This is a genomic window from Tardiphaga sp. (assembly GCF_025356345.1).
Taxonomy (GTDB): domain Bacteria; phylum Pseudomonadota; class Alphaproteobacteria; order Rhizobiales; family Xanthobacteraceae; genus Tardiphaga.
In genome coordinates, this window is sequence record NZ_JANXTC010000249.1 from 13339 (window position 1) to 25437 (window position 12099).

Consider the following 12099-nt stretch of genomic DNA (forward strand, 5'->3'; position numbering starts at 1 on the left):
CGGAACGATCCCTGCATTGGTTGCTTAGCCTAAGTCATTTTCATGACATAGAGCCGCGCTCAGCGTCGGTTGAGTGAGCAAGGATTTATCCAAATGACCTTTGCAAGTCGAAGACTTCAATCCGCCCTCCCTGCGCACGGGAGCGCCCATCACCATACCACTGCGAGCGACATCGCCACAGGTCGCGCCGTCATCCTGATCGTAGAGGACGACACGCTGCTGCGCATGCATGCCGCCGAGATAATCGAGGAAGCCGGTTTTGAGGTGATCGAAGCAGAGAACGCCGATGTCGCGATGCGCGTGCTGGAGAGTCGCAGCGACGTTGGCATCATGTTTACCGATATCGACATGCCCGGATCCATGAATGGCCTGAAACTGGCCCGGGCTGTCGCCGATCGATGGCCGCCGATCCGCATTCTCGCAACCTCCGGCCACTTCAAGCTGCATGATGGCGATCTGCCGGTCGGTGGGCAGTTCATTGCCAAACCGTATCGCGCCCACCAGATCATCAGCACGCTGCAGGCCTTGGCAGGCCTCGCCCCGGCGCAACGCTGATCAGTGAACTTCCGCAGCCAGCACCGCCTCGCCGCGGATCTCCTCCGTCAGCCGGGCCTTCAGCACCGAGAATGCCGGGCTGGTTTTCACCGTGTAGTGCCGGGGATGCGGCAGATCGACCGTCACATCGGCCTTGACGCGGCCGGGCCGCGCCGACATCACAACCACGCGCGAGGCCAGGAAGACAGCCTCCTCGATATCATGCGTGACGAAAATCACCGTCTTGCGTTCGCGCTCCCAGATCCCGAGCAGCAGCTCCTGCATCAGGGCGCGGGTCTGGTTGTCCAGCGCGCCGAACGGCTCGTCCAGCAGCAGAATCTTCGGACTGTTGGCCAGCGCGCGGGCAATCGCGGTGCGCTGCTGCATGCCGCCCGACAATTGCTTCGGAAAATGATTGGCAAAGCTGATGAGGCCGACCTTCTCCAGCCACTCGCCGGCAATCGCGTTTCTTTCGCGCAACGAGACGCCGCGCTCGCGCAAGCCGAAGGAAATGTTCTCCGACACCGTGAGCCAGGGAAACAGCGTGTAGGACTGGAATACCATGCCGCGGTCAGCCCCGGGGCCGGTGATGGCCTTGCCGTCCAGCAGGATGCGGCCGGTGGTCGGCGTATCCAGTCCGGCCACCATGCGCAGCAACGTCGACTTGCCGCAGCCGCTCGGGCCGAGAATGGTGACGAAATCATTATCCTCGACGGCGAGGTTGGTCGGCTCCAGCGCGCGCGTCGGCGCGCCGCCGCGAACTGGCGGAAAGATCCGCGACACATTATCGATGACCAGCTTGCTCAAATCAGGCTCCACGGAAACATCGCACGGTTCGCGGCCTTGAAGGCGTAGTCGGAGATCAGGCCGATGACGCCGATCACGATGATGCCAAAAATGATCTGGCCGGTGGCCAGCAACGCCTGGCTGTCGATGATCATATGGCCGATGCCCGAGGACGAGCCGATCAGTTCGGCGACGATGACATAGGTCCAGGCCCAGCCGAGCACCAGGCGCAGGATTTCGGCGATCCCCGGTGCCGCCGACGGTATCAACACGCGCTTCAACACGCCGACGTCGCGCGCGCCGAGCGTCAACGAGGCCTCGACCAGATCGCGCCGCACGCTGCCGACCGTCACCGCGACCATCAGGATGATCTGGAATACCGAGCCGATGAAGATCACCAGCAGTTTCTGCAACTCGCCGATGCCAGCCCACAGGATCAGCAGCGGGATGAACGCCGAGGCCGGCAGATAGCGCGCGAAAGACACGAACGGCTCGAGAAAGGCTTCGACCGACTTGTAGGCCCCCATCAAGATGCCCAGCGGCACGGCGACAAGCGCGGCCAGCACGAATCCGCCAAGCACGCGCCAGATCGTCATGCCTATATCGAACAAAAATCCCTGCTTGGTCAGCAACCACCAGCCGTCGTTCAGCATGGTCCAGGGGTTGGCGAGAAAGGTCTTCGAGACGAAGCCGCCGAACGTGGCGTAGGACCACGCCGCGACGAACAGCACGAAAAAAGATATGCCGAGCACGACGCGCGCGGAGGAGGAAACGGGGGCGAGCGGTTTCATGTTATCGCTTAATATTCATGCTGCTCCACGTCATTGCGAAGAGCCTCTTGGCGACGAAGCAATCCCGTTCTTGCCGAGTTCGTGGCTTCTGGATTGCCGCGTCGCTTCGCTCCTCGCAATGACGGGGAGAGGCCGGTGACTACTGAATGAAGCGTGTATCAACGATCTTGGTGAGATCCGGAATTTCCTTGATGACACCGATTTCGAGTAGTAATTCGGCGGCTTCCTTGGAGAACGCCTGGAAATCCCCGGCAAAGAATTTCTTGTTCTGCTCCTGATCCTGCCACCGCAGATACTGCGCGGAGCTGCCGAACTTCTCGCCGGTCTGCTTCACGTCGGCGCCCATGATCTCGTAGGACTTGTCCTGCTCGGCCTTGATCATCGCCACCGCGTCGAAATAGCTCTTGGTCAACGCCTTCACCGCGCTCTCGTTTTCGGCAATGAATTTGGGCGTACATCCGAACGTGTCCATGATCATCGGATAGTCCAGCGTGGTGGCAATGATCTTGCCGGCCTCCGGCTTCTCGCGCACCGCCGAGAGATAGGGCTCGTAGGTCATCGCGGCATCATTCTGCCCGGCGATGAAGGCCTGCGCGGCCGCGCCCGGCTCCATGTTCACGACGCTGACATCTTTCATCGACATGCCGTTCTTCTTCAGAAACCAGGCTAACGTGGAATACGGCGCGGTGCCGGGAGCAGAAGCGGCAACGGTCTTGCCCTTCAGGTCCTTGATGGAAGCGATGCCTGATTTCACGACCATGCCATCGGCGCCGTAAGACTTGTCGAGCTGAAACAACTGCGTAGTCGCGACGCCATTGGCATTCCAGACGATCCAGGTCTCTACCGTGGTGGCAGCGCACTGCACGTCGCCGGACGCGATTGCCAGATGGCGGCTCGCCTGCGGGACCTTCTTGATCGTAACGTCAACGCCATTCTTCGCGAAGATACCGGCCTCCTTGGCCAGGGTCAGCGGCGCGAAGCCGGTCCAGCCGGAGATCGCGATTGTCACCTTTGTCTGCGCCGCGGCCGGTGTCGCTACCAGCGCCGCCAGCATCGCGGCCGCGGAAATTCCGATAAGTTTCATGAAACTCTCCTCAGCAGAAGTGTGAAATTATGCGGCATGGCAGCATGGCGGATTGCCAGAGTCAATTCGACGGCCGGTGGACCGCAGAACCATTCGTGCAGGGGCATCATCAGCGCCATGATCGCGTCGCCGGCGTGAAGCGCGCGGTGAGCTGGTATAGATCGCTCGGATAGCTGACGCGCACCGCGGTAATGATCTTGCGCTTGCGCCAGGTACGCCGCTCGACGACGAGGCACGCGGCCGGTGGATCCAGCGCCAGCGCCTTCGCCGTAGGCTGATCGACCAGCGAGGCGGTGATACGGTGCTCGGCTTCATTCCACGGCACGTGGCCGAGCAGCCAGGTGCCCGGCGGCACTTGCCTGAAATCAATATCGGCGGCGAGCGGCACCACGTCGAGATTGATCAACCGCTCTTCCAGCGCGAATGGACGCCCTTTGGCAATGTGCCGGCAGCGCAGCGACAGCACATCGCAGCGTGTTCCGATGCCGAGCCGGGCAATATCATCCGCGGTCGCCGGACGTCGCCGGCGAGCCAGCAATTCGTAGCCGTAACTCTCACCGCGCTTGGCTATCTCTGCCTGGATGTCGGGAATATGCAGCACCGCCGATTGCACCAGCGGCTTTGCCACAAAGCTGCCTACCCCGCGCTTGCGCTCGATCACACCGGCGTCTGCCAGGCCCGACAGCACCTTGTTGACCGTCATCCGCGAGCAATTATAGGTGTCGACCAGTTCATGCTCGAACGGAATGCGATGGCCGGGCGGCCAGCGCCCCGACATGATCTTCTCTTCAAGGTCGGCACGAATGCGCTGATACAGCGCCTGCGGCACGGCCCCGGATTTTCGCGCGCGGACCGCGACCATCACAGGTCAACCAGTCGTTTCATCGTGCGCTGATAGCGCGCGACGATGGACGCATGCCGCCGGTGCCGGCCGGCTTCGACGACCTGGCGGCCCGCGACCCAGACGGCGGATATCGCCGATCGTCCCGCCACAAACGTATAGGCGTCCAGCCAGCGATCGCCGCTGACGGCGGCCAGATCCGGATGCGCGAGGTCGAGGACCACCAAATCGGCGCGCTGGCCGACAGCGAGCGACCCAACCGCGCGGCCGACCGCCCGCGCACCGCCAGCCAGCGCATGTTCGTACAATGCACGGCCGGTCGATTGCCCTTCGTTGCGCGCCACCACGTTGCGGATGCGATAGCGCAGTCGCTGGCTGTATTCGAGCTGCTTCAATTCGCCGGGCGCGGTGATCTCGATGTTGGAATCGGTGCCCACCCCGAACCTGCCGCCGGCGTTCAGGAACGAAGGCCCCGCAAAAATGCCGTCGCCCAGACTGGCTTCCGTCAGCGGACACAGTCCGATCGTCGCGCCCGAAGCAGCAACACCGGCCGCCTCTTCGACCGTCATGTGAGTGGCGTGTATCAACACCCACCGCTGATCGACAGACTCATGATCGAGCAGCCAGGCCACGGGTGTCTGGCCGGACCAGGCGACACAATCCTCGACTTCCTTGACCTGCTCGGCAACGTGGATATGAACCGGCCCGTGCGGAAACGAGGCCAGCACTTCATGAAGCGTCGCCGGTGTGATCGCGCGCAGCGAATGCGGCGCAATGCCGATGACGGCATCATCGACGCCCGCGATCGCGGCGCGCGACTTTTCCAGCAGCGCGAGGAAGCGCGTGGGATCATTGGTGAAGCGGCGCTGGCCATGGATCGCCGCCGCGCCACCGAACGAGCTGAAATTGTAGAATGACGGCAGCAGTGTTATCCCGATGCCGGTCGCGTTCGCCGCGGCCGCGAGACGGCCGGCCATTTCGCCGAGGTCGGCATACGGCCGACCGTGCTCGTCATGGTGCAGATAATGAAATTCGGCGACCGAGGTAAAGCCAGCCTCCAGCATTTCGGCATAGGCAAAGGTGGCGATCGCCTCGACATCATCCGGCGTCAGCGCATCTAGAAAACGATACATCAATTGCCGCCACGTCCAGAAACTGTCCTGCGTGGCGCCGCGGATTTCAGTCAGACCCGCCATGCCGCGCTGGAACGCGTGACTATGCAGATTGGGCAGGCCGGGCAGCGCGACCCCGCTGATGATTTCGGCGCCAGCGCTGCTGGCATTTTCGGCAACCGACGTGACAAAGCCGTTTTCGATCGACAGCAGCACGTCGCATGCCCAGCCGCCGGGCAGCAGCGCATGTCGCAGGAACAGCTGTTTTGCAGAAGCGTCTGCGCGCATGGCATCCATTCGATGCATTCAAAAGATACTCGACAATAAGCCAGAGCGCTGATTATGTATAGACATACGATGTCCTGAAATAGCGGCAGATCGCCATGCGCTTTGATACCCTTTGGAGCAACGCCCGACTGGCGACCATGGCGCCGGAACGGCCAGGTCTTGGTACCATCGAGGATGGCTGCGTCGCCGCGCTGGATGGCCGGATCGTGTTTGTCGGCGCCGCGACAGACTTGCCTTCGACCGACGCGGTCGATCGAATTGACTGTGGCGGCCGTTGGATCACACCGGGCCTGGTTGATTGCCATACCCATCTGATCTTCGGCGGTCACCGCGCCAATGAATTCGCGATGCGACTGCAAGGCGCGACCTACGAGGAAATCTCCCGCGCTGGCGGCGGCATTGCTGCCAGTATGAAGGCGACGCGCGCGGCGAGCGAAGCCGAGCTGGTTGCCAGCGGCTTGAAACGGCTGGATCATTTAATCGCCGAGGGCGTCACCACCATCGAGATCAAATCCGGCTACGGTCTCGATCTGGAAACCGAAATCCGCAGCCTGCGCGCGGCTCGGCAACTCGGCCATGCGCGGGCCGTTTCCGTCGTGACGTCGTTTCTCGGCGCCCATGCGCTGCCGCCGGAGGCCAATGGCGACAAGGACGCGTATATCGAGCGAGTCTGCAACGAGATGCTGCCGGCAATCGCCGCCTTGAAACTCGTCGACGCCGTCGATGCGTTCTGCGAGGGCATCGCGTTCTCCCCGGAGCAGACCGCAAGAGTATTCGCGACCGCGAAATCCTTCGGCTTGCCGGTCAAGTTGCATGCCGACCAGCTCTCCAACCTGCATGGCGCGAGGCTCGCCGCCGAACATGGCGCGCTGTCGGCCGATCACCTCGAACATACCGACGAAGACGGCGTGGTGGCGCTGACCAGGGCTGGTACCGTCGCGGTGGTGCTGCCGGGGGCGTATTACGCGCTGCGCGAGACCCAGGCGCCACCGATCGCGCTGTTTCGCAAGCATGGCACGCATCTGGCGCTGGCCACCGATTCCAACCCGGGCACCTCGCCGCTGACCTCGCTACTGCTGGCCATGAACATGGCCGCGACCTTGTTTCGGCTCACCATCGATGAATGCCTGATCGGCGTCACCCGCGAGGCCGCGCGTGCCCTTGGTAAATTGGGCGAAACCGGCACGCTGGAGGTTGGCAAGTTCTGCGATCTCGCGATCTGGGACATCGAGCAGCCCGCCGAGCTGGTCTACCGGATCGGTTTCAATCCGCTTCACGCGCGCGTCTGGCATGGCCGGTCGGCCGCCATATCACCGAGCTAGGAAATTTACGATGGACCGCAGCAAGAACGCCCGGATCGTGCGCAGCCCGCGCGGGGCCGAGCTCACCGCCAAGAGCTGGCTCACCGAAGCGCCGCTGCGGATGCTGATGAACAACCTCGATCCGGAAGTCGCGGAAAACCCCAACGAACTGGTGGTATATGGCGGCATCGGCCGAGCCGCGCGCAACTGGGAGAGCTTTGACCAGATCGTCACCGCGCTGCGCAAGCTCGAGAGCGACGAGACACTGCTGGTGCAGTCCGGTAAGCCGGTCGGCGTGTTTCGTACCCATGCCGATGCGCCGCGCGTGCTGATCGCCAATTCCAATCTGGTACCGCGCTGGGCCACCTGGGAGCATTTCAACGAGCTCGATCGCAAGGGCCTGATGATGTACGGCCAGATGACGGCCGGTTCCTGGATCTATATCGGCTCGCAGGGCATCGTGCAGGGCACCTACGAAACCTTCGTCGAGATCGGCCGGCAGCACTACAATGGCGATCTCGGCGGCCGCTGGATTCTTACCGCGGGCCTTGGCGGCATGGGCGGCGCGCAGCCGCTGGCGGCGACGATGGCTGGCGCATCATGCCTCGCAGTGGAATGCCAGCCAAGCCGGATCGAGATGCGGCTGAAGAGCGGCTATCTCGACGTCCAGGCCAAGGATCTCGACGAGGCGCTGGCGATCATCGAACAGGCGAAGAATGACAAGAAGCCGATCTCGGTCGGTGTGCTCGGTAATGCCGCGGACATTTTCCCCGAGTTGGTTCGCCGCGGCGTTAAGCCGGATGTCGTCACCGACCAGACCTCCGCACACGATCCGATTAATGGCTATCTGCCCAAGGGCTGGAGCCTGTCGGAATGGGAAGACAGGCGCACCAGCAACCCGAAATCGGTCGAGCAGGCCTCGCGCCAATCGATGGGCGAACATGTCCGTGCCATGCTGGATTTCCATAAAATGGGGGTGCCGACCGTCGATTACGGCAACAACATCCGGCAGATGGCCAAGGAAGAAGGTGTCGCCAACGCGTTCGATTTTCCGGGCTTTGTACCAGCCTATATCCGGCCGCTGTTCTGCCGCGGCATCGGCCCGTTCCGCTGGGTCGCACTGTCCGGCGACCCGGAGGACATCTACAAGACCGACGCCAAGGTCAAGGAGATCCTGTCGGACAACAAGGCGCTGGTGAACTGGCTCGACATGGCGCGAGCACGTATCCAGTTTCAGGGCCTGCCGGCACGAATCTGTTGGGTCGGCCTCGGTGACCGGCATCGGCTCGGGCTTGCCTTCAACGAGATGGTGGCATCCGGAGAACTGAAGGGCCCGATCGTGATCGGCCGCGACCACCTCGATTCCGGCTCCGTCGCCAGCCCGAACCGCGAGACCGAGGCGATGCAGGACGGCTCCGACGCGGTCTCCGACTGGCCGCTGCTCAACGCGCTGCTGAATTGCGCGTCGGGTGCGACCTGGGTGTCGCTGCATCATGGTGGCGGCGTCGGCATGGGCTTCTCGCAGCACGCCGGCATGGTGATTGTCGCCGACGGCACGCCGGAAGCGGCCAGGCGGATCGAGCGGGTGCTGTGGAACGATCCCGCCAGCGGCGTGATGCGCCATGCCGATGCCGGATACGAATCCGCGATCGCCTGCGCCGGAGAATACGGGCTGAACCTGCCGAGCCTTGGCTAGCATGCGGATTTTGCGGGCGGCGAATTACCGGGATATGCCGTGGAAAAACGGCATGGGATTTACCACGGAGATCGCAATCTCCCCGGGTGCCGCGTCGCTTGATGACTTCGACTGGCGCATCAGCATGGCTCACGTCGCCGCTGATGGGCCATTCTCGCGCTTCCCTGGCATCGATCGGACGCTCTTGCTACTTGAAGGCAACGGCATGATCCTCGCCGGGCATCATCACGATCCTGTGTGTCTGGAGCGTAATTCCGATCCCTACGCGTTTCGGGGCGACGTGACAACCGACGCTATGCTGGTAAGCGGGCCCATCCTCGACCTGAATATCATGAGCCGGCGTGAGACATATCAGCACAGCGCCAGCCGCCTTGATCTGAAATGCCCTCACATCTTTCCCGCGAGCACCGCGCTGCGCGTCATTTTTGTTGAGCGTGGTGCGGCAACGATTCAGGCAGGCCCGACCACCGATCTGCTGCGGCAACATGATACGGCAATTCTCGGCACATCATGCACAGCGGTCGAAATCGAACCGCAGCCATTCGTCAAGCTTGTCGCTATTTGTTTTGCGCAACCCGCGAAGGGCATACGATTTGGCGCAGGGCAGTTGTTTTTATGAACTTATCAATTTTAGCAAACCATCATTATCGGACGCGGCATGGATAATTGACGGATTTTTGATTGCAAGCGAATGGCGGCTATACTGTTTCATGAATAATGAATGACGTATGGACTGGACTCTCGATGCAACGGCGACATTTGAATATCCCGATTGAGATCGTGCGAACCGTCATTGCCATTACCGAGTTCGGGAGTCTCACAAAGGCGGCCGAGATACTTGGCATGAGCCAGCCCGCCGTCAGTTCGCAGATCAAGCGCCTCGAGCAGCTCGTGGGTGGCTCGCTATTTACCAAAACGCCAACTGGCAGCAGCCCGACAGATCTGGGTCGATTGGTAGTTACGCAGGCGCGCAAGATGATCGAGGCGAACGACCAGGTGCTGGCGCTTGGCGGCACTGATAGTGGGCCGGACCGGCTTCGTCTCGGACTAAGCAGCCTGCTGGTACGGGATTATCTGCAGAACCGGAGCCTGCGCGATCTGGCTGATGTTCACATCCACTCCGGCAACTCCGCTGAAATTTCGGCGGCGCTGATCGAGGGCCATACCGACGTCGCATGCTTCTACCAACGTACCGATATGGATTTTGAACTGGGTCCCCTGATTGTCGACGAATTCGAGGACCAACTAATCTGGGTTCGCTCCAAATCATTCGTGCTCAGCCCCGGCGCGCCGATTCCAATCGTGACATGGACAACGGACGACTGGATGATCAGCACGCTGACACGCAAGGGCCTTTCCTATCGCATTGCCTTCAGTGGCCAGGACTCCGACGCCAAGAAAGCCGCGGTAGAAGCCGGCATCGGGCTGAGCGCGCTGCCGAGACGCCTGCTTCCGCCATCGCTGATACATGCGAGAGAGTATTATCTGCCCGAGCTTCCTTCCATCAAGACGTTGCTATGCATCCGGCCGGGCCTGAAATCACAGCGGGTGATGGAGATCAGAAGCCAACTTGCCGCCCTGTTCCTCAGCCACGGCGCGAAGGAGAGCGACAAAGTTGCCTGACGAATCGACCTATTTCAGGGACCAGGCCGCGCATTGTCTGAAGCTGGCCGCCGAGGTTGACGATCCGGCCATCCGGGAGCGTCTGACGACGCTCGCCGGGGAATATGCGCGACGCGCCGAGACGCCGCCGCCCATCGGGCCACGGCGCAAGGCCGGCCGCGCCAGCCGGCCCTAGGCTGCGTGGAGTTCAAGAGGCCGAGCGGGCACCCGCGCGGGCTATCTCGCCGGTATCCGCCAGCCCTTCCACTTTCCAGCAATAGGGAGATCAGGTTCCAGCGTCGGAATTCCGAAGACGACTCCGTGCACGGATCGCCCTCCATTCCTCGCGCATGACGTAGGCCGTGCCGGCGAGAAGCATCAACGCCAGTGCGAACCACGTGAATGCGTAGACCAGGTGGCTGTTTGGGAATTCGACAACCGTCATTCCGCCAATCGGCCCTCCCGTTTCCAAAGTCCTGTCGGCATCGAGGAAATAGGGAGCATTGCCCTGAAGATCTCGCGCATGTGCGATCGCAGCGACGTCACGGGAGAACCAGCGGCCCGCGGACGGATCGTTGGAACGCAGAAAGCCTCCCTTCAGCTCCGACATGCGCAGCAACCCGCTAACCACGGCTCGGCCCGTCACGGCACCGCGGTCAGCGCGCTCCGCGGGCACGAAACCACGGTTCACAAGTAGCGTGAAGCCGGCATCGGTTTGCATGGGGGTCAACACCCAAAAGCCACCGCCCAGCGCCGTTACCGCCTGGACAAGCGTGTCGCGCCCCTGCAGCCATTCCCCCTCGGTCCGCACATGACGGTATGCATCGCGTGCCGCATCGATCGTGGGCCAGGTCGTCGGGCCCGGCGCGTCGACAGCGGGGGCATGGATGCGCTGATCGATCCGGCTGATCAGATCGAGTTTCCAGACGCGGCGCTGCAACTGCCATACGCCGAGCGCCATCAGCGTCGCGATCAACAGCACCGCGATGCTGCCAAGTGCGAAAAGGGCCAGCGGCGACCGGCGCCGAGCCTGCCCGCCGCCAGCCAGACTCATGGCATCTGCTTCATGGCATCCAGCGACATCGGCATCATGTTGTTGTTGAGGTGAAACATCACCCACAGCGATCCGCTCAGCGCGATCGCGATAATGACGACCGTGAAGAGCAACGCCATGATGGTCCAGCCGCCCTCGGACTTCGAATTCATATGCAGAAAATACACCATGTGAACCACGATCTGCACCAAGGCGAACGCCATCACGAGGAAGGCCGTGACCTGCTTACTGCTGATGACACCCGACATCACCAGCCAGAACGGAATCGCGGTCAAAACCACCGACAGGCCGAAGCCAATCAGGTAGTCCTTCCGGGTTCCATGGGCCGGAGCGTCGTGATGGGAAGCCGCATTATGGTGATCGACGTGAGCGCTCATCGCAGCATTCCCAGCAGATAGACAATGGTAAAGACACCGATCCAGATGACGTCGAGGAAATGCCAGAACAGGCTGAGGCACATCAGACGGCGATGGTTGGCAGCGATCAGACCGTGCTTGCCGACTTGCACCATCAAAGTCACCAGCCAGATCAGACCGAATGTGACGTGCAGGCCGTGGGTGCCGACCAGCGTAAAGAACGCCGACAGGAAACCGCTGCGCTGCGGCGTGGCGCCCTGTTCGATCAGACTGTGGAACTCGTGCATCTCGATGCCGAGGAAGGCGAGACCGAACAGCCCGGTCAGGGCCAGCCAGGCCTGCGTCGAACGGGTCTTGCCCTCCGCCGCGGACAGCATCGCGAAGCCGTAGGTGATCGACGACAGCAGAAGCATGGCCGTGTTGAGAGCCACCAGCGGCAGTTCGAACAGGTCCTTTGGCGACGGCCCCGCGGCGTAATTGGTGCCGATCACGCCGTAAGTGGCAAACAGCATCGCAAAGAGGAGGCAATCGCTCATCAGATAGATCCAGAAGCCGAGCATGGTGCTGCCGCCTTCGGGGTGGTCTGCCTCGTCCGTCACATAGAAGGAAGGCGTCTCGGCATCGGCCGAGGGAAGCGTGTGGGCGGTGGACATG

The 12099-nt window shown here is 62.0% G+C and carries 14 protein-coding genes; 6 read left to right on the forward strand and 8 right to left on the reverse strand.

What is annotated here, in order from left to right:
- Positions 1-93 precede the first annotated feature (93 nt).
- Positions 94-555 carry a response regulator gene (locus Q0S16_RS15255; RefSeq protein ID WP_366517833.1) on the forward strand — a complete coding sequence of 154 codons (462 nt, stop codon included), beginning with the start codon at positions 94-96 and terminating at the stop codon, positions 553-555.
- Here Q0S16_RS15255 and Q0S16_RS15260 read toward each other — a convergent pair whose 3' ends face one another.
- The 5 genes from Q0S16_RS15260 to Q0S16_RS15280 form a co-directional block, all read right to left on the reverse strand.
- Entirely contained in the window at positions 556-1341 is a 786-nt protein-coding gene (locus Q0S16_RS15260; protein WP_295849701.1) for an ABC transporter ATP-binding protein, read from the reverse strand.
- Entirely contained in the window at positions 1338-2111 is a 774-nt protein-coding gene (locus Q0S16_RS15265; RefSeq protein WP_295849703.1) for an ABC transporter permease, read from the reverse strand. Before Q0S16_RS15265 ends, Q0S16_RS15260 begins: the two co-directional genes overlap by 4 nt.
- Before the next feature lie 139 nt (positions 2112-2250).
- The gene (locus tag Q0S16_RS15270; RefSeq protein WP_295849705.1) at positions 2251-3195 is read right to left on the reverse strand and encodes an ABC transporter substrate-binding protein; all 945 of its coding nucleotides are present in this window, start codon (positions 3193-3195) and stop codon (positions 2251-2253) included.
- 109 nt (positions 3196-3304) lie between these two features.
- Positions 3305-4057, reverse strand: a complete 753-nt coding sequence (hutC, locus tag Q0S16_RS15275) for a histidine utilization repressor (protein ID WP_295849707.1) — start codon at positions 4055-4057, stop codon at positions 3305-3307.
- Complete coding sequence (locus Q0S16_RS15280) at positions 4057-5436, reverse strand: formimidoylglutamate deiminase (protein WP_295849709.1); 1380 nt, start codon at positions 5434-5436, stop codon at positions 4057-4059. The genes hutC and Q0S16_RS15280 overlap by 1 nt, the downstream gene beginning before the upstream one ends.
- 89 nt (positions 5437-5525) lie before the next feature.
- On the opposite strand from Q0S16_RS15280, the gene hutI reads away from it, so the two are divergent.
- The 5 genes from hutI (at position 5526) to Q0S16_RS15305 (ending at position 10231) form a co-directional block, all read left to right on the forward strand.
- Positions 5526-6758 (forward strand): imidazolonepropionase, encoded by a 1233-nt coding sequence (gene hutI / locus Q0S16_RS15285; RefSeq protein WP_295849773.1) that lies wholly within the window; start codon positions 5526-5528, stop codon positions 6756-6758.
- A 10-nt stretch (positions 6759-6768) separates the two neighbouring features.
- Positions 6769-8433, forward strand: a complete 1665-nt coding sequence (gene hutU / locus Q0S16_RS15290; protein ID WP_295849711.1) for a urocanate hydratase — start codon at positions 6769-6771, stop codon at positions 8431-8433.
- Position 8434: 1 nt separating this feature from the next.
- Positions 8435-9052: a HutD family protein gene (locus Q0S16_RS15295; protein WP_295849714.1), complete on the forward strand. Its 618-nt coding sequence runs from the start codon at positions 8435-8437 to the stop codon at positions 9050-9052.
- A gap of 125 nt (positions 9053-9177) precedes the next feature.
- A complete protein-coding gene (locus tag Q0S16_RS15300) occupies positions 9178-10056 on the forward strand; it encodes a LysR family transcriptional regulator (RefSeq protein WP_295849716.1) in 879 nt (292 codons plus the stop codon).
- Positions 10049-10231 carry a hypothetical protein gene (locus Q0S16_RS15305; protein WP_295849718.1) on the forward strand — a complete coding sequence of 61 codons (183 nt, stop codon included), beginning with the start codon at positions 10049-10051 and terminating at the stop codon, positions 10229-10231. Before Q0S16_RS15300 ends, Q0S16_RS15305 begins: the two co-directional genes overlap by 8 nt.
- Before the next feature lie 90 nt (positions 10232-10321).
- Here the strand turns inward: Q0S16_RS15305 and Q0S16_RS15310 are convergent, their stop codons facing one another.
- The 3 genes from Q0S16_RS15310 to cyoC are packed head-to-tail and all read right to left on the reverse strand — an operon-like array spanning position 10322 to position 12098.
- Positions 10322-11089: an SURF1 family protein gene (locus Q0S16_RS15310; RefSeq protein WP_295849720.1), complete on the reverse strand. Its 768-nt coding sequence runs from the start codon at positions 11087-11089 to the stop codon at positions 10322-10324.
- The gene (gene cyoD, locus Q0S16_RS15315; protein WP_295849722.1) at positions 11086-11466 is read right to left on the reverse strand and encodes a cytochrome o ubiquinol oxidase subunit IV; all 381 of its coding nucleotides are present in this window, start codon (positions 11464-11466) and stop codon (positions 11086-11088) included. Before cyoD ends, Q0S16_RS15310 begins: the two co-directional genes overlap by 4 nt.
- Entirely contained in the window at positions 11463-12098 is a 636-nt protein-coding gene (cyoC, locus tag Q0S16_RS15320) for a cytochrome o ubiquinol oxidase subunit III (protein WP_295849724.1), read from the reverse strand. Before cyoC ends, cyoD begins: the two co-directional genes overlap by 4 nt.
- Position 12099: the final 1 nt, after the last annotated feature.

Bases quoted from the DNA above. Each gene is read 5' to 3' on its own strand.
- cyoC (WP_295849724.1), bottom strand. From the start codon at position 12,098: ATGTCCACCGCCCACACGCTTCCCTCGGCCGATGCCGAGACGCCTTCC.
- Q0S16_RS15300 (WP_295849716.1), top strand. From the start codon at position 9,178: ATGCAACGGCGACATTTGAATATCCCGATTGAGATCGTGCGAACCGTC.
- Q0S16_RS15310 (WP_295849720.1), bottom strand. From the start codon at position 11,089: ATGAGTCTGGCTGGCGGCGGGCAGGCTCGGCGCCGGTCGCCGCTGGCC.
- Q0S16_RS15270 (WP_295849705.1), bottom strand. From the start codon at position 3,195: ATGAAACTTATCGGAATTTCCGCGGCCGCGATGCTGGCGGCGCTGGTA.
- Q0S16_RS15280 (WP_295849709.1), bottom strand. From the start codon at position 5,436: ATGCGCGCAGACGCTTCTGCAAAACAGCTGTTCCTGCGACATGCGCTG.
- Q0S16_RS15295 (WP_295849714.1), top strand. From the start codon at position 8,435: ATGCGGATTTTGCGGGCGGCGAATTACCGGGATATGCCGTGGAAAAAC.
- hutC (WP_295849707.1), bottom strand. From the start codon at position 4,057: ATGGTCGCGGTCCGCGCGCGAAAATCCGGGGCCGTGCCGCAGGCGCTG.
- Q0S16_RS15265 (WP_295849703.1), bottom strand. From the start codon at position 2,111: ATGAAACCGCTCGCCCCCGTTTCCTCCTCCGCGCGCGTCGTGCTCGGC.
- cyoD (WP_295849722.1), bottom strand. From the start codon at position 11,466: ATGAGCGCTCACGTCGATCACCATAATGCGGCTTCCCATCACGACGCT.
- hutU (WP_295849711.1), top strand. From the start codon at position 6,769: ATGGACCGCAGCAAGAACGCCCGGATCGTGCGCAGCCCGCGCGGGGCC.
- Q0S16_RS15255 (WP_366517833.1), top strand. From the start codon at position 94: ATGACCTTTGCAAGTCGAAGACTTCAATCCGCCCTCCCTGCGCACGGG.